The sequence below is a fragment of the Pseudomonas sp. R1-18 genome (assembly GCF_051132095.1).
GTDB lineage: Bacteria > Pseudomonadota > Gammaproteobacteria > Pseudomonadales > Pseudomonadaceae > Aquipseudomonas.
Map to the genome: position 1 here is coordinate 3,471,171 of NZ_CP071658.1, position 21,161 is coordinate 3,492,331.

Genomic DNA, 21,161 nt, shown 5'->3' on the forward strand with positions numbered 1-21,161 from the left:
AGTATCCGGACGCTGAAGGATGCCCGCTCATCAAAAGTCATGAGCGCAAGCCGGTCAGTCGCGCCAGAAACGCCTTTCCTTCATTTGTCCGCGTGCCGGGCCGAAAGTACCGAGCTGCAAGGTGATCGCGCCCAGCTCCGCGCTGTCATAGCTGGGGATTCCGAGCCAGCCATAACGCGCCATGACCAGCGGATGTGGATGCCCGAACGCGTTGTTCTGACCGCGCGAAATCAGCACGCCGTCCGGCGCGACCGCGCGCAGGAAAGGCTGGCTGGAAGACGAACGGCTGCCATGGTGCGGGGCTTGCAGCCAGCGCGCGCGAAGGTCGAATCCGCTGGCAATCGCAGCGCGCTCGACCTCCGCGTCGACATCGCCGGTGAGCAGCAGGCGCTCGCCTCCGGCGTCCACACTCAACATGCACGACGAAGGATTACCCGCGTCTGCCTGCGCCCAGCGCCAGGTCGCGAAGCGCACGCCGTCCCAGGTCCATGACTCGTCGTTATCGCAAAGGCGGGCACTGAGCTGCGGCATCAGCTTCTCGGGCTCGCCACTGAGGACACGGCTCACCGGCAGCGCTTGATACACGGCCGCCGCGCCGCCCGCATGGTCGGCATCGGCATGACTCAGCAGCATGAGGTCCAGCCGGCGCACCCCGGCCTTGCGTATGGCCGGCACCACCACGCGCTCGCCGATATCGTATTCACCGAAACGCGGCCCGGCGTCGTAGAGCAGTGCGTGATGACGGGTGCGCAGCAGCACCGCCAGCCCCTGCCCTACGTCCAGCTGTATCACTTCAACCTGTCCCGGCGGGACCTGTCTGAGCGGCGGGAAGACGCATAGCAGCAGTAGCGGCCAGCCCAGGTGACGCAGGGGAACTCCGCGGGGCAACAACACGAACAACGCGCCGAGCAGACCGAGTATCCACGCCCAGCCCGACATCGCGCTTGGCAGCCAGGCAGGCACCGCGCCAGCGACCCGGCCGAGAAACACGAATAACCCGTCAAGCGCGCCACCGGCCAGCCACAACAGACTCTCGCCAACAACCGGAACCGGCAGCAACAAGGTTCCGAGCAATGCCAGCGGCAGGACAATCACGCTGACCCATGGCACCGCGAATAGATTTGCCAATGGCCCGGTGATGCTGATCGGCAGATTCAGGACCAGTAAAACCGGCAACAGGCCGACAGCGATCAGGCACTGCGCGCGCGTCCAGCTCTGCCACCAGCGCCATGCGCCCAGGCGCCCGCCGAAGATCAGTATCAGGATCGCCACCGCCGTGTACGACAACCAGAACCCCGGCTGAAGGCTGACCAGCGGCTCGAATATCAACACTACATTGAGCGACATCAAAAATGGCCAGACCAGCCCCAGATGTCGAAAGCGCAGGCGCCACAGCAGCATCAGGGCGACCATTACGCAGGCGCGCCGCACCGGCACATCGAAGCCGGCCAGCAGCCCGTAACCCAGCGCGGCGGCAAACGCCAGCGCGCAGGCCCAAGGCAGCCAGGGCAAGGCCTGCGGCCAGCAGCCCCGGCGCGCCAGCCCGGCGAACAGCAGATAGACCACGCCGGCGAGCAGCCCGACGTGCTGGCCGGAAATTACCAGCAAATGAACAGTTCCGGTGTCCTGCAGCACTTGCCAGTCTGCCCGCGACAGACCGGAGCCGTCGCCCAGCACCAGCGCCGCCAGCCCACCTTCACGGCCCTGCGCATCGACCGCCAGCAGGCGCTGACGAAGCCCGTCGCGCAGGGCTCCGCGCGCCGGTGCCAGCTGCTGCCCGTCTGTCACAGTGCCGGTCGCGCCGATGCGCTGCGCCAGCAACCATGCCTGATAGTCAAAGGCGTGAGGGTTGACCAGCCCGGCCGGCCGCTTGAGCTTGACTGCCAGCCGCCAGCGCTCGCCGCTGCGGACCTCGGGCCCGCCATACCAGGCGATGCGCATGCGTGACGGCAGTCTGGCCCGCCTTGACTTGGCACCCGCCAGTTCGAAGCGCACCACGCCCTCGATCTGACTGGGCAGACCGACCACCTCGCCTTGCAACCACAGCGTCTGCCCGTCCAGGCTCACCGGCAGCCGGTCATCCAGCGCCCGCTGCGCCGAGAAGCACGCCCAGCTCACGCCCAACAGAAAAAGCGCTATCGGATAAGTGCGATACGGCAGCAGCATCAGCGCCACGACCGGCAAAATAATCACCAGCAGCCAGGTCGGCGGCAGCGCCGGAAGCAGGCGCAGCGACAGCAGACCCAGAGCGAGCGCAATCATCCCTGTACGCATATTCAATCCTTGAAAGCGGTGAGCTTTAAGGATTAGCGCAAGGGATGTGCGTTGGCGAAATGGAGTGTTGCAGGGTGTGGATTGCTGGCGCTTACAGACCAGAGTCCACCGCGATCAACGTGGGAGGGAGCTTGCTCGCGATGCTATTCCAGGCGACCGATCTGCTGCGGATGCACCGGCCTCATCGCCAGCAAGCTGCCTCCCACAAAAATCGCGTTATCTATGATCTCCCGGAAACAGCTCAAGGCGATTGCTGGGCCCCACAAGACCGGGTCGTGCACTGACCTGTGGGAGGGAGCTTGCTCGCGACAGCATTACTTCAGGCAATACATCTGCCGGATGCACTTGCCTCATCGCCAGCAAGGTGCCTCCCACAAAGACCGAGTCGGTCGCTCCACAGGCCCACAGGCACAGGTACGGCGGGCGGGATTTACTGGCGCATGCCTCGCCCGCTGACCAGCAGCCGAGCGCAGCCGAGGTACAGCAACACGGTGGCGATGACCATGAAGGCCAGGGCGATGCTGATCCGGATATCGGACACTCCGAGGATGCCGAACCGGAAAGCGTTGACCATGTGCAGGACAGGGTTGGCCAGCGAGACCGTCTGCCAGAACGGCGGCAGCAGGTTGATCGAGTAGAACACTCCGCCCAGATAGGTCAAAGGCGTCAGCACGAAGGTCGGGATGATCGAGATGTCATCGAAGTTGCGCGCGAACACCGCGTTGATGAAGCCCAGCAATGAAAAGATCGTCGCCGTCAGCACAACGACAATGACGGTCACGCCCAGATGGTGCACCTGCAGGTCGGTGAAGAACATCGAAAGCATCGTCACGATGAAACCGACCGCCAGCCCGCGCAGTACACCGCCCAACGTATAGCCGACCAGAATGGTATGCGGCGACACCGGCGACACCATCAACTCTTCGATGGAGTGCTGGAACTTGGCGCCGAAAAAACTCGAAACCACGTTGCCGTAGGAGTTGGTGATCACCGACATCATGATCAGGCCCGGTACGATGTACTGCATGTAAGTGAAGCCACCCATGTCGCCGATCTGACGGCCAATCAGGTTGCCGAAGATCACGAAGTACAGAACCATGGTGATCGCAGGCGGCAGCAAGGTCTGCGGCCAGATCCGCATGAAGCGACGGATTTCGCGGTAGACAATCGTGTACAGGGCAATCAGGTTGGGGCGCAGTTCGCCGTTCGGGGCCGTCATACCGCCACCTTCGCCAGGTTTTTTTCCACCAGTGACACGAACAGCTCCTCAAGGCGATTGGACTTGTTACGCAGGCTCAGCACTTCGATGTTCTGCAGTGCCAGTTGGGTGAACAGCGCGGTGATGCCGATGCTCTTGTCCACCTGAACTTCCAGGGTGTGGCTGTCCAGCAGCTTGCAGGGGTAGCCCTGTAACGTCGGCGCTACCTGATGGGAAGCCTTGAGGTCTAGAACGAAGGTCTCGACGGTCAGTGTGCTGAGCAGCTGTTTCATGCCCATGTTCTGCACGATCACTCCGTGGTCGATGATGCCGATATTGCGGCACAGCTGCTCGGCCTCTTCCAGGTAGTGGGTGGTCAGAATGATGGTGATGCCCTTCTGGTTCAGCTCGGTGAGAAACGTCCACATCGAGCGACGCAGTTCGATGTCGACGCCCGCCGTCGGCTCGTCGAGGATCAGCAGGCGCGGTTCGTGAATGAGCGCGCGGGCGATCATCAGGCGACGCTTCATGCCGCCGGACAGCGAGCGCGAAGGCACGTCGCGCTTGTCCCACAACCCCAGCTGGGTCAGGTACTGCTCGGCGCGTTCCTTGGCCACCTTCATCGGAATGCCGTAATAGCCGGCCTGAGTCACGACGATATCGAAGGTTTTCTCGAACTGGTTGAAGTTGAACTCCTGAGGCACGACGCCGATGCAGCGCTTGAGCGCCGCAGGCTCGCGGTCAAGATCGTGACCGAAGATATTCACGGTGCCGCTGGTCTTGTTGACCAGGGTCGAGATGATGCCGATGGTGGTGGATTTGCCGGCACCGTTAGGGCCGAGCAAGGCGAAGAAATCACCTTCGGCGACGTCCAGATCGATACCACTCAGGGCCTGGAAACCGTTGCCGTAGGTTTTGGTTAGCTGCCGGATGGACAGAGCGGAAGACATATCGGAAAAAACACCAGATCAGGAAAAAAAGGAGATCGATCGGAACGCGGAACAATCGTCCGCGCGATAGACCAGGCCGCCAATGTTGCTTGGCGGGGCCGCCCAAGTACAGACACATCTATTAATAGTAAGTATCAAGCAACGGGCAGACAGGTCGACGAACGACCGGTCACGTCAGCGCTGTCATGACCGTCTTGCGATACGCAGGCCGGGTTTTGAGACGCTCGTACCAGGCTTGGAGATGAGGCAGCGGCGGACGTTCAATCGGCATTTCGAACCACGCGTAGGCAAAGCTGCCCAGCGGAATATCGCCCATGCCGAACGCCTCGCCCGACAGCCACGGCTGGCGCGACAACGCGTCGTCCGCAATCGCCAGTAACCCGTGCAGGGTTTTCACGCCCTGGTTGATGGCGTCCCAGTCCTGCTTGTCGGCGGGAGTGCGCAGCACGCCCCAGAACACCGGAATGAAGGGCGCGGCGATGGTCGAGGTGGTCCAGTCCATCCATTTGTCGGCCTGGGCGCGGGCCTTTGGATCGGCCAGGTAGAGCCCGGAATCGGCGCCGTACTGCGCGGCGAGATAACGTACGATAGCGTTCGATTCCCAGAGTACGAAATCGCCGTCCTCTATCATGGGAATCCGGCCATTGGGGTTCATCGCCCGGTACTCCGCTTCATTGACCAGGCCGAATGCGCCGCCCGCATCTTTTGTCTCGTAGGGCACGCCGACTTCCTCGGCTATCCATAGCGCCTTACGCACGTTACTGGAATTCTTGCGGCCCCAGATTCTGAGCATTGCGTTCCCCTCGCATTGGTCGTGAAGATAAATCGCTCGCCAGTCTACTCCGATACGCCCGCAACTTCCTCGGTCACGAAAGGTCATTATCGTGTCACCCCGCCATTGGCTTCGATCACGGCCCGCGCCGCGTTCATCACGGAGGAATACTTATGCTGCTGTTGTGGATTCTGGTGCTGGTCATCGGCATCGCCTGGCTGGCCCATCGACGCACCGACCCGCTCCCAGCCTTGGGCATCGTGGCGGTCTACCTGCTGGCGATGGGTATTTTCAGCCATGCGCCGGGCTGGTTGCTGACGATCTTCTGGGTACTGTGGCTGGCTGTTCTGCTGCCCATCGCCTTGCCGGACCTGCGCCGCAGACACTTCACGGCGCCGATGTTCGCTTGGTTCAAGAGGGTGTTGCCGCCCATGTCCGAGACCGAACGCGACGCCATCGATGCAGGCACCGTCTGGTGGGACGGCGAGTTGTTCAGCGGCCGCCCGGACTGGGACAAGCTGCTGGCGTATCCCAAGGTGCAGTTGACCGAAGAAGAACAGGCCTTCATCGACGGTCCGACAGAAGAGCTGTGCGCCATGGTCAGCGACTGGGACATCGGTCAGGCCATGGACCTGCCGCCTGAAGCCTGGACGCATATAAAAGAGCACGGCTTCTTTGCCCTGATCATTCCCAAGGAATTCGGCGGCAAAGGCTTTTCGGCTTATGCCCACTCGCAAGTCGCGATGAAACTGGCGACCCGCAGTGGCGACCTCGCGTCCACCGTGATGGTCCCCAATTCGCTGGGCCCCGCGGAATTGCTGCTGCACTATGGCACCGAACAACAGCGCAATCATTATCTGCCACGGCTGGCGCGTGGCGAAGACATTCCGTGCTTTGCGCTGACCGGTCCCCTGGCCGGTTCGGACGCGGGCGCGATGCCGGACACGGGCGTTGTGTGCAAAGGCCAGTGGCAAGGCGAAGAAGTCATCGGCCTGCGACTGAACTGGGAAAAGCGCTACATCACCCTCGGTCCGATCGCCACGCTGCTGGGCCTGGCCTTCAAAGCCTACGACCCCGAACATCTGCTCGGCGACGAAGAAGACCTGGGCATCAGCCTGGCATTGATCCCCACTGACACTCCCGGCGTGGAAATCGGCCGTCGGCATCTGCCGCTGGGTGCCGCATTCATGAACGGCCCGAATTCCGGCAAGGACGTGTTCATTCCCCTGAGTTACCTGATTGGCGGCCAGGCCATGCTCGGCAAGGGCTGGATGATGCTGATGAACTGCCTCTCGGTGGGCCGTTCGATTTCCCTGCCGGCGGTGGGTACCGGCGCGGCCAAGTACACAAGCCTGGTGACCGGCCAGTACGCCCAAGTGCGCGAGCAATTCAACGTACCGCTCTCCGCGTTCGAGGGAATTCAGGAAGCACTGGCGCGAATCGGCGGCAACGCGTGGCTGATGGACAGCGCGCGCATGCTGACGGCCAAGGCCGTGGATCTGGGCGAAAAACCGTCGGTGCTGTCGGCGGTCCTCAAGTACCACCTGACCGAGCGCGGCCGGGCGTGCATTGGCCACGCCATGGATGTGCACGGCGGCAAGGGCATCATCATGGGCCCGAACAACTACCTCGCACGCAACTGGCAGAGTGCGCCGATCTTCATCACGGTCGAAGGCGCGAACATCCTGTCGCGCAACCTGATGATCTTCGGTCAGGGCGCGATTCGCTGCCATCCGTTCGTACTGCGGGAAATGGCCCTCGCCGGGCGTCAGGACCAGGAAAACGCGCTGGCCGAGTTCGACACCCTGTTGCTCAAGCACATCGGTTTTGCCGTCAGCAACGCAGCGAGCACGCTGGTGCTCAATCTGGGCTTCGGTCATTTCGAGCGGGTGCCGGGCAACAGCTTGAGCCAAGGCTACTTCCGCGCGCTCAACCGCCAGGCGGCTGCATTCGCAATGCTCGCCGACCTGAGCATGATGCTGCTGGGCGGCGAACTGAAGCGCCGCGAACGGCTTTCGGCGCGTCTGGGCGACGTGCTCAGCCACCTTTATCTGGCGTCGGCCGCGCTCAAGCGCTATCACGATCTCGGCTCTGCGGAGCACATGCGGCCATTGTTCCAGTGGGCCATGGAGGAAAGCCTTGGCGAATCCGAACGGGCGCTCGATGAACTGCTGACCAACTTCCCCAATCGCGTGCTCGGTGCGCTGCTGCGAGTGATCGTGTTCCCGCTCGGTCGTCGCCATAAAGGGCCGTCGGACCGACTGGACGCCGAAGTTGCCCAAGTACTGGGACGCGCCAAGGGCGACCCGGCGCTGGAGGAGCTACTGGCTGGCTGCTACCGTCCGCAGTCGCCGGACGATGCGGTCGGTGCCTTGCAGCACGCCAGCGATCTGCTGAGTGCAGCGCTGCCGATCCGCAGGAAACTTCAAGTGGCACTCAAAGGTGGCCAGCTCAAACCCGTCGCAGGCGAACACGTCATCGACGCTGCGCTGCGTGAAGGCGTGCTGCTCGCCGACGAAGCGCAGACGCTGCGCACCGCTGAAGCGGCGCGGCGCAAGGTGATCGACGTGGACGACTTCGACAAGGAATCGCTGAACGCGAGTCTCGGCAAAATCCGATAACCGTCAGGTCGTCCCCACAGCAGGCGCGCAGGGCTTTATACTCTCGCGCCTGTTTTTGCATTTGAGGATTACATCATGGCCGACGCCATTCTCGACCACCATCTCAGCCTGCTGACGCATCTGCGCAGCATTCTGGTCGCGCTGGGCGAGGCCGACCAGGTTCCGGAAGAAAGCCACGCGCTGTTCATGGAGCGTTTCGACGAACTGATGGAGCAGCTGCCGGTCGACCCGATCGAAAGTCAGTATCTAGGCCAGGACATCATCTGTCAGGTCATTCAGCGCTACCCGCAGATCGCGCATCTGGTGCCTCGCGACCTGTTGTGGTTCTTCGCCGGCGACTGCCTGCATTTCATGCCCGACGAGGAAATCGACCTTTACCAGGCGCTTGAAGAGCGTCGTTACGAGGCCGAACAGAACGACGAGCCATTCGACTGGAACCAGGAAAAGCAATTGCTGGCGATGTCGGCGCAAGGCAGCAAGCACTGATCGCATAGTCCTGCAGGGGCGCTTGCCCGCCACAACTAAGCGCCCGAACCAGCGCGCTCCAGTCTCCCGGAGCGCGCTGGCTCAGCTGATCCCCGCCAACAGCTCCCGCGCCATCTGCCGATGTTGTTCGTCGGACTCTTCGATGACCCGTTCCAGGATACTGCGCGCGGCGTCGAAGTCTCCTTCGTCGATCAGCATCTGTGCCTCGTTGATCTGAGTCAGCGGCGGCTCTTCAAGATCCAACAGGTCAAACTCCGAATCGTCGCCCATGAAGCTGTCGAGGAACTCGTCGCTCAAGGCGTCATCATCTCCGGACTGGACCGAATCGAGCGCGTCGTCTTTGATCGGGCGTTGCTCAGGCTCGTCGAAGTCACTGAGAAACTGCTCGTCGGACAGCTCGAAGACTTCCGGCAGTTCGGTCAGGTTCGAAGCAAACGCCGGATCGACTTCAGGCGCGGGCGCGGGCACGGCTGCGGGCGCCACTTGCTTGCCACGCTTGGCCGGAGTATCGAACGGATCGACCAGGTCCCAGTCGGCGTCCAGCGAAAGATCGTCCAGATTCAGCTGGAATTCGTCAATGTGCTCGGGGTTCAGCGCGGCGGCGGTGGTTTCATCCAGTTGCAGGTCAGGCAGTTCGTCGACCGGAGCTGGCACCGGCGCGACTACCGGCGCTGGCGCTGGCGGCGCTTCATTGGCTTTGAGTTGCGGATAGCGGGCGCGGATGTCTTCGATTTTCTGGCGCTCGACGCCGTGGTCCAGCGCGCTCTGCTCTTCACGCGCAAACCCGGTCACATCGCCCTGCTCGGCCAGCAATTCGAGAATCCTTATCCGGATGTCCTCGCGCTCCGGCTCGGTTTCCAGAGCGCTGCGCAAAATCCCCAGCGCCTCGGTGAAACGGCCATAGGCAATGTAGATGCTCACACCGTCCAGCGCATCCGGCGCGGCGCCGGCCAGTCTTGCGGAAGCCGGGGCTTTGGCGGGAGTCTGGGCCGCAGCTGGCGCCGGCTGCGGAGCGACCGCAGGCACTTCGTAGACTGGCATGACCGGCGTCTGGGCCGGCTTGATGAGGGGTTCGTCGTAAACCGGCGCAGGCGCAGGGTCAGCTTTGCGCTGCTGCCGACGGCGGCTGACGGCGTAGACCACCAGCAACACAACCAGCGCCAGTAAAGCCAGTAGCAGCGGCAAACTCAGAAACGGTTCGGATTGCGCCGTCGTAGCGGACGGCTGGGCCAGTGGCGCTGGAGCCGCCACCGGAGCGGCGGTCGTCGGCGCAGGCGCTGCAGCAGGCGGAGACGCCTGAGACTGTGCGAGGTCAGCCCGCAACGCAGTGATTTCCTTGTCCTTGCCGGCCATTTCTTCCTGAAGCGCCTGGGCTCGGGCAGTCAGTTCCTCCACTGTCCGCGCCAGTTGCTGACTCTCCAGCGTCGAGGCGGCGAGCTGCTCGGCAGCTTTCTGCAGGTCCGTCGCCTGCGCTGCCACAGCGGGTGCCGCAGCAGCAGCAGTAGCAGGCAGAACGGCCGTATCGGGCAGCAACAGGCTCTGACCGGCTTTCAGTGCCGACGAGGCGGGGTCGGTAAAGGCTTGCGGGTTGAGCGCACGGATGCCTTCGGCCATCTGGCTGGCCGATGTGCCGCGGCCTTGTACCCGTTGGGCTATTCGGTTCAGCGTGTCGCCACTGGCCACTGTGTAGCGCTGGCCTTTGACCGCCGCTGGCGGTGCGACTGGCATGCGCGACTGGCTGTCGGCAGACGCCACGCTCGATTGCTGCCGACTGCGGGTGGCGGCTACGCCCGCGGCGGAGGTGGCCGGGTCGAGCAGCAAGGTGTATTCGTGCAGCAAGTCGCCGTTGGGGCGTGACAGCTGCACCAGAAAATTCAGATAGGGTTCGGTCACGGCCTTGCTGGACACCACGCGGATCACACCGCGGTCGCCGCGCACTACCGGCGTGAAACGCAGGTCGTTGAGGAAAAACCCGCGCTCGATACCGGCCTTGGCGAAGCTTTCCGGCGACGCGAGCCGCACGACAATGTCGTCGCTGCTCAGGCCGCCGGTTGCTGTCAGCTGGATTTCCGCATTCAACGGCTGATTGAGCGCTGAATGCAGGGTGATTTCGCCCAGCCCCAGCGCCGAGGCCAGCGTCGACCAGGCCAGGGCCGACGCGGCAAGCGATGTCGCGAAAACACGCCTGGCGATACAGCGGCTGATACTGCGCGCCCCGGGGGCGACGCTCTCGAAAACGGCCTGAGAACTCTTCAGCATGCGAACCCTTATGGAAACCACAACAGGCTTCTCACGTAATCAAAAGGAAATCGGTTTCGAGAGTATGGGTGAGAACCCGGCAAGCCGTCTCAGGATCTTTCCAGGTTGCCAAGAATCCGCGAATGCACGCGCATGCAGACCTTCAGGTCAGCCTCATCCACGCCCTCGAACAGCTCGATGCGCAGCGCATTGGCGATGGTCTCGATCTTCTCGATCAAGGGCAACGCGGTGTCGCTGAGCAGTATTTTCTTTGCACGACGATCTTCCAGCACGGCCTGGCGCTGGACCAGCCCCTGGGTTTCAAGGCTGTCGAGCAGCCTGGCCAGAGTCGGCCCTTCAACGCCTACGCTCTGCGCCAGTTCGCGTTGCGTGGGCGGCTCTCCGAATCGTGCCAGATGCAGCAACACCAGCCAGCGGGCCTGGGACAACCCGAGATCGGCGAGACGCCGATCCAGCTCGGCTCGCCACCCCCGGGAAATGTGCGCAAGTTGCATCCCGAAACGATGTTCGTCGGTCAATGGCATAGGGGAACTCATGATTAAAACTAATTATTAGCGAGCTAAGCATGCTCCTTGCGTTCAAGCAAGGTCGCGGTTGCAGCGTTTCGTCGCGCGGTCAGATCTCGAACTCCGATTGCAGGGCGGCGCGCACGCAATAAAGCACGCCTTCCGGGACTCGTCCGGTGAACTGCTCGGCAACCGCCGCGACCGGTGGCAGCTCGCCCTCGCCATCGAGGAAGGCGTCCTGGATTTCTCCCAGCAGATCTTCAGGCAGGTCGAGCGCCTGCTCCACCGATAGCTGCTGTTTGCCAATCGCTTCGGCAAGCATGGTGTAGACATTCTTCTCGGAGCATTGCAGCTGACCGGCGATCTGCGCCGGGGTCATGCCCGCGCGCGCCAGGCTGATCAGTTCGTGACGTACATCGGCGACCACACGCGGCGCTTCGGCCTTGCCGCTGAGCACTTCGAGGAAGGCTTCGCCATAACGCTCCAGTTTGCGCGCGCCGACTCCACTGACACGGCCCATCTCGGCCATCGAGCCCGGCTTGCTGCGCAGCATTTCGAGCAGCGTGGAGTCCGGGAAAATCACATAAGGCGGCACGGCGTGCTCTTCGGCCAGCTTGCGGCGCAGGGTCCGCAGCGCTTCCCACTGCTCGCGCTCTTCGCCGCGCACCAGTTGACTGGCCGGGCTGCCGGAGCTGCCTTTCGATGTGGTCTGCGGTTTGAGGTCGCGGCGCAGTTCCAGCGTGACTTCGCCACGCAGCAGCGGACGACAGCTGTCACTAAGGCGCAAGCCGCCGTAGCCTTCCAGATCGATATCGGCGAGGCCGCGCGCCACCAGCTGGCGAAACAGCGAACGCCATTCGCCCTCCGAACGCGCCTTGCCGACACCAAACACCGACAGGTGCTGGTGACCGAAACTTTCCACTTTGTCGTTGGACTTGCCCAGCAGCACGTCGACCAGATGGCCGACACCGTAACGCTGGCCGGTGCGATAAATTGCCGACAAGGCCTGACGCGCGGGCTCGGTCGCGTCCCAGGTCTGTACGCCGTCGACGCAGTTGTCGCAGTGACCGCATGGCTGCGGCATGTCTTCGTCGAAATAGGCCAGCAATGTCTGACGACGGCAGCGGGTTTCTTCGCACAGCGCGAGCATTGCGTCGAGCTTGTGATGTTCAAGGCGCTTGTGCCGCTCGTCACCCTCGGAGTTCTGCAGCATTTGCTTGAGCATCAGCACATCCTGCAGGCCGTACGCCATCCAGGCATCGGCGGGCAGACCGTCGCGCCCTGCCCGGCCGGTTTCCTGGTAATACGCTTCCAGCGATTTGGGCAGGTCCATGTGGGCGACGAAACGCACGTTGGGTTTGTCGATGCCCATGCCGAAGGCGATGGTCGCCACCATGATCAGGCCTTCTTCGTTGAGAAAGCGCTTCTGATTGGCGGCGCGGGTTTCGGCAGGCAAACCGGCGTGGTACGGCAGCGCCGGGTAGCCGTTGTCGCTGAGAAACACCGCCACTTCGTCGACCTTCTTGCGCGACAGGCAATAGACGATGCCGGCGTCGCTGCGTCGCTCGGAAAGGAACGCCAGCAGCTGCTTGCGCGGCTGTTCCTTGGGCACGATGCGATAGAAGATGTTCGGGCGGTCGAAGCTGGACAGAAAGCGCTCGGCGTTCTGCAGGTGCAGGCGCGTGACGATCTCTTCGCGGGTGCGCTTGTCGGCGGTGGCCGTCAGGGCGATGCGCGGAACGTCCGGAAACATCTCTGCGAGCTGGCCCAACTGCAAGTATTCAGGACGGAAGTCATGGCCCCATTGCGATACGCAGTGCGCTTCGTCGATGGCGAACAGGGCGATCTTCAGATTCTGCAGGAACGCCAGCATGCGCGGCTGCACCAGCCGCTCCGGCGCCAGATAGAGCATTTTGACTTCGCCCTGGCGAATCCGGTTCGCCAGATCGCGCTGCTGCTCGGCGCTCAGCGTGGAGTTCAGCGCGGCGGCCGCGACGCCCAGCTCTTCAAGCGTGGCCACCTGATCGTCCATCAGGGCGATCAGCGGCGACACGACCACGCACAGACCGTCGCGCAGCAAACCCGGAACCTGGAAGCACAAGGATTTGCCGCCACCGGTCGGCATCAGCACCAGCGCATCACCACCGCTGGCCACGCGTTCAATAATGGCACCCTGGCGACCACGGAAACTGTCGTAGCCGAAGATGTCTTTGAGTACGCGTTGTGCCTGTTCGAGCATAAAAACCCCGGATCGTCCTGCTGCACTGCCGTGCTGCACTGCAAAGCCCGGCAGTATACCCGAGCCATCAAAGCCGATGGACAGCCACGACATGAGCGGTCGAAATTAACTGCAATCGGCATCCACGCTGGCGCCCCGCTCGCTCAGCGCCTAGAATTCAGCATCGTTTATTTCCAAGGTAGTCCGTCCATGTCCTTCGCTGAGCAACTTACCCGCCTGCAAGTCTTCCTCGATGCAGATGAACTGCACGAAGAAGCACTGGACTATGTGGCCGCCCACGGCTACCTGACCGCGCTGTCGATCTGTTCCGAGACGGTGCCGGAGCGCGAGTGGATCGACGCCCTGTTCTCCGAGCCGCCGCATTACGCCAGTGATGAACAGCGCGAAGAGATCGAAACCACGCTGGTGCTGCTGCAGGCGCACATTGCGCGTCAGCTGGCTTCGGACGAAGAATTCGAACTGCCATGTGATCTGGATCTGGGCGACGACCCGGATGATTCGGACCTGCGCGGCTGGTGCATCGGTTTCATGGAAGGTGTTTTCCTGCGCGAAAACGCCTGGTTCGAAAGCGCCGAAGAAGAAGTCAGCGAAATGCTGCTGCCGATCATGGTCGGTTCAGGCCTGTTCGACGAACAACCCGAATTCGCCGACATCGCTCAGGACGCCAATCTGATGGACGACATGATCGTCCAGATTCCGGAAGCCCTGACGGCCTTGTTCCTGCTGTGCCAGGCTCCGGACGAGAAACCGGCGATCCTCAAGCCTCGCCACCACTGAGTCGGCGCCTATGGCGCAAGACATGCCGCGCACCCATCGTCGCCGATCGGTGCGCTACATTCTGCTGGGTGCCGGCTGGCTGAGCGTGGCGCTTGGGGTCGTCGGCATTTTCCTGCCGGTGCTGCCCACCACCCCGTTCCTGCTGCTGGCCGCCGCCTGCTTCGCGCGCAGTTCGCCGCGCTTCTATTACTGGCTGGTCAATCACAAGCGCCTCGGCCCGTGGATCCGCGACTACCTGCAAGGTAATGGCATTCCACTCAAGGCCAAGGTCTACGCCATCGGCATGATGTGGGCCAGCATCGGACTGTCCTGCTACCTGATGCCCTGGCCGTGGCTCCGTGTGTTCATGCTGGTCAGTGCGGTGCTGGTCACCATTTACATCCTCAGACAGAAAACCCTGCACCGATAGCGTGAGCACGTGCTTGCCGACGGCCGGAATCAGAAGGCCGCAAGGTCAGACCACATCCGTTTTCAACGAATGATCTCCCAACATCCCATTGATAATGGTTGAGGTGTCCGCACCCCCGGCGATCCAGCCATTGTTGCCTGGCGTAACGCCGAACTGCGCGGCGAGGTCGACACCTGCCAGGTCGATGGTCTGGACGGGATGCCCCGCGGCATGACCGACTTCGATGGTGGAAACCGTTTCGGCGGCGCTGCCGCTGACGCGAAAACGCAGGAAATCGTCCAGTGTCTCGGCCGTCGCACCGATGCCATGCAGCAGCTGTGACAGGTCCAGCGTATCGCCCGATGTTGCAATACCCGGCTTTGCGACGCCGAAAGCGAAGTCAGTGACGCGGTCGTGACCGGTGTCGCCAACCAGCCACATGAACGTGTCCGCGCCTGCCCCGCCGGTCAGCAGGTCATTGCCCTTGCCGCCGATCAACAGGTCGGCGCCGTCATGGCCGTACAGGCAATCGGAACCGTTTCCGGCCAGTAACACATCATCACCTGCGCCGCCGATCAGCGCCGGGCCGTGCTGATAGTCGATGCTGACCTGCGCGGTATCGCTGCCACCCTGCATACCATGCGCCGTGTAAGCGCCCTGCCAGGTCGGCGTCGTATCGACCGCGCTGTAATCGACAGTCAGGCCGAGCTTGTATTCCAGCCCTTCATTCACCGCGCCCGGATCGGGCTGATGGACCAGCAGCACCCGATAGACGTTGTCCTCGGTCGCAGTGAAGCTGGCATCGGCTCCCAGGCTGTGGAAAGGACCGTCGTTCATCTGCCATGCCAACCCGACCTGATCCGACAGGCAGCTGGTATCGAGCTTGAGGGTTTCGCCGGCCTTGAGCTCGACGCTGTAGAGATCCTGACTGTTATAGCTATGGCCATCCCAGGCACTCAGATAACCGTTGACCATCACCATGGCCGTCGCCGCACTGGTGACGTGAAAGTCAGCGCGCTGCAGATCCTTGAGCTGATTGGCAAGATTGTCGCGGTGGCCGTTGAACGCCACCGGATGCAGCGTTGGGGCGAGGAAGTCGCCGGCCGCATCCGTCCAGCCGGTTTCGAAGCGTGTCGGTGTCGCCGTCAGCGGTCGGTCGTTGGCGAAATGATCATTGGCGAGCAGTACCGCGGCGGGCAGCTCGATGACAGGCGCCAGCACGTTGGTGATGATGTGGTCGTCGGCAGCGACAACACAGGGTTCAGGCGCGGGAGGCGGCAGGTTGGGCTGGACGTTGATCAGCAGCGAAGCGCCCGCCTGGTCGCCATCGCTGTCGCTGAGCACAAAACCGATACGTTCGGTCAGTGGCACGGCCACCTCGCCCGGCGTGTAGTTGAACGCGCCGTTCTGCATGTTGACGACCAGCGTACCGCCCTGCCCGGTAATCACCGTCAGCGTGTGATTCAGGCTGTCATAACACTCGCTGCCATCGCCTCCGCTGATGGGTTGCTTGCCTTCGGGGTCGTAATTGTAGGTGATGCCGTCCACGCAAATGGATTTGACGAAGCCGTCGTCGGCACCGAAAGTCCCGCCTGACAACAGGCTGCCGTCAAACCCGTCGCTCGGCCCCGGCTCGGACGTAACGCAGACCTCGATATCGCAGGCCTGTGGCACGTCGTCGACGATGACGATCTCCAGGTTTGCCGAGCCGGTGTCGCCGTCACTGTCGACGGCCACCACATCAATGCTCTCGCCCAGGCTGTTGGTCCCGTCGCCTTCGGGATGTTCCAGCGAACCATTCAAGGTATAGCTGTAGCTCACCTGGCCGGTGGCCGGATCATAACCGGTGATGCTGAAGCTGTTACCCAGCGGGGTGAGCGCGGTTTGCGGGAAGGTGGCGACCACCCCGCCCTTGATGACCTCGACACCGCCCACCGTCAGGCTTTGCAGACCATCGGGCGCGTTCACGGTAAAGGTGCCGTTCTGGGTCAGCTTGCTCGCGTCTGGCGCCGAGCCTTCGGGCAGATGCGCTTCATCGACGGTAACCCCGCTCTCCGAGACGGTCACATCGTGGTCGACCGGCGGTTCGCAAGGTGGCTCGCATGGTGGTTCTGTGGGCGGCTCCACGGGCGGATCGATCGGTGGCGGGTCGATGACAGGTGGCTCGATGACAGGCGGCTCAACCACTGGCGGCTCGATGACTGGTGGCTGCGGCGGAGGAACAACTAGAGGTGGCGGTCCGTCCGAGCCTTCGTCGAAAAACTCATCCCGGCCGTCCGGGAAAATCGGCGCCATGGACAGGCCTTCGGTGGGAAAGCCTATGACCGGCGTCACCTCGCCACCGGTTTCGCTCAACACCACCATAGTGTGTCCTCCGCCGCTTTCACCGATTGGCGCGGCTTCAGCGCGTGGCTCCGTGGAAACGGGTTTTTCGGCCTGCGCGTCACTGAGCGTCGGCGTCAATGGGTCGAGGGTCTCGACGTGGGCGGCATGCCCTTCCAGGATCGAGCCGTCCAGCAATACCCGGCTGTAGCGCCCAAGGGTCAGTTCACCGCCGCTCTCAAGCCTGACCGCAATCGCCCCGTCGGTTCCGGTCTGCAGATACTCACCGGCGTAGAGTCTGTCGCCCGCCTGCAATAACCGTTGCTCCCCGTTTGCGGAAACTGCCAGCACTTCGCCAACTACCTGTCGCACTGTGCCTATCAACCTGGCCATCGTAGTCCTCCACATTCTGGAAACGGTTGAAATCCGTTTCACGCTTGCGACGACAGTTTGCAAAAACCTGACAGCGACAAAATATCGACGATTGATCAATTCATTGTTTTTACATGTAAAACCGCACGGTCGGTCGCAATTTGTTGCGCGTCAAAAAACCACTAACCGCTCGTTTGGCGCTGCTAATCCGCTGATTTTCTTGCGACTTGCTGCACTCAACATCGCTCGAATTCAAAAAATCGCATAAGTTTTTTTCGGCATAAGGCATATGAGAAAAACGTCTGAGGTTTCTCGAAAGTTGTTCTTAGCTGTGTTGTTACGAGCCTGAAACGGCCTGCAAAACGTATTCGTCAGTTTATTGGCGATCTAGAACAAACGTCAGGGAGATGTATTCATGCGCGATTTGACTCCGCTTTACACTGCGGTGGTGTTGGCAGTGGCCTGTGCCCAGGCGCAAGCCATATCGCTGACAGAGGCGATCCAGTACACCATTGACCACCATCCTGAATTGCAGGCCAGCAAGAACGAACGCCTTTCAGCGGGCGAGGACCTCAACGCAGCCAAGGGCGGCTACCTGCCGGCTATCGATCTGGTAGCCGCCTACGGCAGACAGCAGAGCGACAACCCAAGCACGCGCGCCATCTACGGGCATGAAGCCCGGACCCTGAATTACACCCAGTCCGAACTGCGTCTGCGCCAACTGCTGTTCGACGGCTTCAACACCCCCAATGAAGTGGGGCGCAACAAAGCGGTGGTCAACTCGCGCGCCTATTTCGTACAGGGCACTTCACAAAGCCTGGCCCTGCGCGCCATCGAGGTTTATCTGGAAGTCCTCAAGTGCCGGGAGCTTCTGACCCTGGCACGCAACAACCTGCAAGCCCACATGCGGATCAACGACCAGATCGGCTTGCGCAGCGAGCGCGGCGTGGGCAGCACCGCCGACCGCGACCAGTCCCTGGCGCGCCGCGCCCTGGCGCAAAACAACTACCAGACCGCGCAGGTGAACCTGGCCGATGCCGAAGCCAACTTCGCCAGCGCCATCGGCCGGCTGCCGGACGAGCTGGAAACGCCTCCGTCGATCAAGGGCGAGGTGCCGTTGACCCTCAGCGACGCCCAGCGAAGCATGCTGCTCAACAATCCCTACCTGAAGTCCGCCCAGGCCGATGTCCAGGCCGCCGAGAAACAATACGAGATTGCGCGCGCGCCGTTCTATCCGCGCTTCGACGCCGAGCTGGCGGTCGGCGCCAACGACAACCTGCAGGGCGAGGAAGGCCACGACAATCAATGGCGGGCGGCGGTGGTGATGAATTACAACCTGTTCAACGGCAACCGTGACACGTCGCGCCTTCGTTCCAACGCCTACAAGACCGGCCAGGCGCTCGACATTCGCAACAACGCGCTGCGGATGCTCAACGAAAATATGGCGCTGGCCTGGAATGCCATGACCAATGCCCGCCTGCAAACGCCGGTGGCCCGCGACTACGTGGAAACCACCACCCGCGTGCGCGCCGCCTATCAGGACCAGTTCGGTCTGGGACAACGCACCCTGCTCGACCTGCTGGACAGCGAAAACGAGCTGTACAACGCCGGCCGCCGCTACACCGAGGTCCGCTACACCGAGGAACTGGCCATGTATCGCGTGCTGGCCAGCGAAGGCGAACTGCTGCGCAAGCAACGCGTGGTACTGCCCGCCGAGTCGGTCGAGCTGAGCGAAGTCGAGAACGAAGCCCGCCTGCCCACCCTGAAATGATCCGCCACCGGGGTAACGTCATGACCAGTCTGGAACTGCCCGAAATGCTCGAACCTGTAGCGAGCGCCGAAGATCCGCTCCTGGACGGGCTGATGATTCTGTGTGGCTTGCACGGTTGCAACGCCAGTCGCGCTACCCTCACCGCCGGCCTTCCGCTTGCACGGCAGCAGCTAAGCCCTGCGCTGTTGCCCCGAGCCGCTGCGCGGGCCGGTCTGCAGGCGCGCTGGTTGCAGCGCGAGCTCAGGGACGTTGATCAGCTGAACCTGCCGGTACTGCTGCTGTTGGACGGCCCGGCGTCCGACAAGCAAGGCTGCGCGGTGCTTGCGCGCTGGGGCGACGATGGGCGGGCGCTGATTCTGCCGTCCGAAAGCCAGGGCGGCGAGCAATGGGTCAGTCGTGAAGATCTCGCCCGGCGCTACAGCGGGCGGGCGCTCTTCGCCCGGCCGTTGCACGAGCTGGAACAGGCGCGTACGCCGTTGGTGCCGCGGGTCCAGGCCTGGTTTCGCGACACCCTGCAACGCTCGCGCAGCCTGTACGGCGACGCGATTCTTGCCAGCCTGTTGATCAACGTGCTCGGCCTGATGGTGCCGCTGTTCGTCATGCAGACGTACGACCGCGTCGTGCCCAACCAGGCCACCGCAACCCTCTGGGTGCTCGCCACCGGCCTGCTGATCGGCACGCTGTTCGAGCTCGGGCTGCGCTTGATCCGCGCCCGCCTGCTGGACCAAGCCGGCGCCAAGACCGACCTGATTCTCTCCGCCACGCTGTTCGAACGCATTCTGGGCATGGATCTCAAGGCACGGCCGGCAACCATCGGCGGCTTTGCCCAGAGCATTCATGACTTTCAGGGGCTGCGCGAATTTCTTACCTCTGTGACCCTGACCAGCCTCATCGACCTGCCGTTCGCGGTGTTGATGCTCGCCATCATCGGGCTGCTGGGCGGCTGGCTGGTCCTGATCCCGCTGCTGGCCTTCCCGCTGACCATCCTCTTTGCCTGGGCGATTCAGGCCCGGCTGCGCGACACCGTGCAGAAAAGCCTCAGCCTGGGCGCGGCGCGTCAGGCGCTGCTGATCGAAACCCTCGGTGGTCTGGAGACCTTGAAGGCGTGCAATGCCGAGGGCGAGCGTCAGCATCAATGGGAAAGCACCCACGGCGCGGTGACCCACCTGGATAACCACGCCCGACGCCTCGCGGCGCTGGCCAGCAACGGCACGCTTTTCGTGCAGCAGTTGTGCGGCATGGTGACGCTGGTTGCCGGGGTGTACAGCATCATTGCCGGCCACCTGAGCGTAGGCGCACTGGTCGCCACTTATATGCTCGGCAGTCGGGTGCTGGCGCCACTGGGTCAGATCGTCGGGCTGATCACCCGCTATCAGCAGGCGCGCCTGACCATGACCAGCACCGATGCGCTGATGGCGCTCCCGCAAGAGCGCGATGCCGAGCAGCGCCCGCTGCAGTCCGCGCCACTCGCCGGCGCAATCGGCGTCGGCGCTGTGAGTTTTCGCTACGAAGCCAAGGGCGCACCGGCGCTCGACAGCCTGAGTTTCAGGCTTGAGCCCGGCGAGCGCGTGGGCATCATCGGCCGCAGCGGGTCGGGCAAGAGCACAATGGCGCGCCTGCTGATGGGTTTCCACAGCCCTGACCAGGGCCAGTTGCTTTTCGATGGCCTTGACCTGCGCCAGCTGGAGCTGAGCGAGGTGCGCCAACAGATCGGTTATGTCGCTCATGACCTGCCGCTGCTGGCCGGCAGCCTGCGCGACAACCTGACCCTCGGCGCGCGGCAGATCAGCGACTCGCGGATGCTGGAGGTTGCGCGCATTACCGGTGTCGACGAACTGGCCCTGCGTCATCCACGCGGCTTCGACCGCCCGGTGGGCGAGCGCGGCCAGCTGCTGTCCGGCGGCCAGCGCCAGGCCGTGCTGCTGGCCCGCGCATTGTTACTGCAACCGCCGATCCTGCTGCTCGACGAACCCACCAGCCACATGGACAACGCCAGCGAAGACACGCTGCGCCACCACCTGCATCGCCTGGTGCCGGGCAAGACGCTGGTGTTGATCACCCATCGCCTGTCGATGCTGTCGCTGGTCGACCGCCTGCTGGTTCTGGACAACGGACGCCTGATCGCCGATGGCCCCAAGGAAGCGGTGATCGACGCCTTGCGCAAAGGCCAGGCCGGACCATTCCCCGTCGAGCGCCCCACTGCGGGCTATCGCTAATCAAGGAGCA

The 21,161-nt window shown here is 62.8% G+C and carries 14 protein-coding genes; 6 read left to right on the forward strand and 8 right to left on the reverse strand.

Translation table 11 applies throughout. The features are described from left to right. Positions 1-54 precede the first annotated feature (54 nt). The 4 genes from J3P77_RS15855 to J3P77_RS15870 form a co-directional block, all read right to left on the reverse strand. On the reverse strand, positions 55-2,274 hold the full coding sequence (locus J3P77_RS15855; protein ID WP_434677541.1) for a DNA internalization-related competence protein ComEC/Rec2: 2,220 nt from the start codon (positions 2,272-2,274) through the stop codon (positions 55-57). A 430-nt stretch (positions 2,275-2,704) separates the two neighbouring features. Further along, the gene (locus J3P77_RS15860) at positions 2,705-3,493 is read right to left on the reverse strand and encodes an ABC transporter permease (protein WP_434677542.1); all 789 of its coding nucleotides are present in this window, start codon (positions 3,491-3,493) and stop codon (positions 2,705-2,707) included. Then, on the reverse strand, positions 3,490-4,422 hold the full coding sequence (locus J3P77_RS15865) for an ABC transporter ATP-binding protein (protein ID WP_434677543.1): 933 nt from the start codon (positions 4,420-4,422) through the stop codon (positions 3,490-3,492). The genes J3P77_RS15860 and J3P77_RS15865 overlap by 4 nt, the downstream gene beginning before the upstream one ends. A 169-nt stretch (positions 4,423-4,591) precedes the next feature. Further along, positions 4,592-5,215, reverse strand: a complete 624-nt coding sequence (locus J3P77_RS15870; protein WP_434677544.1) for a glutathione S-transferase — start codon at positions 5,213-5,215, stop codon at positions 4,592-4,594. Between the two features lie 152 nt (positions 5,216-5,367). On the opposite strand from J3P77_RS15870, the gene J3P77_RS15875 reads away from it, so the two are divergent. Both J3P77_RS15875 and J3P77_RS15880 read left to right on the forward strand, forming a co-directional pair. Beyond that, the gene (locus J3P77_RS15875; protein ID WP_434677545.1) at positions 5,368-7,815 is read left to right on the forward strand and encodes an acyl-CoA dehydrogenase; all 2,448 of its coding nucleotides are present in this window, start codon (positions 5,368-5,370) and stop codon (positions 7,813-7,815) included. Between the two features lie 75 nt (positions 7,816-7,890). Then, positions 7,891-8,301 carry a PA2817 family protein gene (locus J3P77_RS15880; protein WP_434677546.1) on the forward strand — a complete coding sequence of 137 codons (411 nt, stop codon included), beginning with the start codon at positions 7,891-7,893 and terminating at the stop codon, positions 8,299-8,301. An 81-nt stretch (positions 8,302-8,382) separates the two neighbouring features. Here the strand turns inward: J3P77_RS15880 and J3P77_RS15885 are convergent, their stop codons facing one another. The 3 genes from J3P77_RS15885 to recQ all read right to left on the reverse strand — a co-directional run bounded on the left by J3P77_RS15885 (position 8,383) and on the right by recQ (position 13,305). After that, positions 8,383-10,560: a FimV/HubP family polar landmark protein gene (locus J3P77_RS15885; RefSeq protein WP_434677547.1), complete on the reverse strand. Its 2,178-nt coding sequence runs from the start codon at positions 10,558-10,560 to the stop codon at positions 8,383-8,385. An 89-nt stretch (positions 10,561-10,649) separates the two neighbouring features. Further along, positions 10,650-11,084 (reverse strand): MarR family transcriptional regulator, encoded by a 435-nt coding sequence (locus J3P77_RS15890; protein ID WP_434677548.1) that lies wholly within the window; start codon positions 11,082-11,084, stop codon positions 10,650-10,652. A 91-nt stretch (positions 11,085-11,175) separates the two neighbouring features. After that, the gene (gene recQ / locus J3P77_RS15895; RefSeq protein ID WP_434677549.1) at positions 11,176-13,305 is read right to left on the reverse strand and encodes a DNA helicase RecQ; all 2,130 of its coding nucleotides are present in this window, start codon (positions 13,303-13,305) and stop codon (positions 11,176-11,178) included. Between the two features lie 189 nt (positions 13,306-13,494). On the opposite strand from recQ, the gene J3P77_RS15900 reads away from it, so the two are divergent. Both J3P77_RS15900 and J3P77_RS15905 read left to right on the forward strand, forming a co-directional pair. After that, entirely contained in the window at positions 13,495-14,082 is a 588-nt protein-coding gene (locus J3P77_RS15900; RefSeq protein WP_434677550.1) for a UPF0149 family protein, read from the forward strand. A 10-nt stretch (positions 14,083-14,092) separates the two neighbouring features. After that, positions 14,093-14,491 carry a YbaN family protein gene (locus J3P77_RS15905; RefSeq protein WP_434677551.1) on the forward strand — a complete coding sequence of 133 codons (399 nt, stop codon included), beginning with the start codon at positions 14,093-14,095 and terminating at the stop codon, positions 14,489-14,491. Between the two features lie 45 nt (positions 14,492-14,536). Here the strand turns inward: J3P77_RS15905 and J3P77_RS15910 are convergent, their stop codons facing one another. Next, complete coding sequence (locus J3P77_RS15910) at positions 14,537-17,185, reverse strand: retention module-containing protein (RefSeq protein WP_434677552.1); 2,649 nt, start codon at positions 17,183-17,185, stop codon at positions 14,537-14,539. A gap of 394 nt (positions 17,186-17,579) precedes the next feature. Between J3P77_RS15910 and J3P77_RS15915 the strand changes: the two genes are divergently transcribed. Together J3P77_RS15915 and J3P77_RS15920 are read left to right on the forward strand one after the other, a co-directional pair. Beyond that, positions 17,580-18,935 (forward strand): TolC family outer membrane protein, encoded by a 1,356-nt coding sequence (locus tag J3P77_RS15915; protein WP_434677553.1) that lies wholly within the window; start codon positions 17,580-17,582, stop codon positions 18,933-18,935. Between the two features lie 20 nt (positions 18,936-18,955). Next, positions 18,956-21,151, forward strand: coding sequence for a type I secretion system permease/ATPase (locus J3P77_RS15920; protein WP_434677554.1), 2,196 nt, complete (start codon positions 18,956-18,958; stop codon positions 21,149-21,151). The last annotated feature ends 10 nt before the right edge of the window (positions 21,152-21,161 follow it).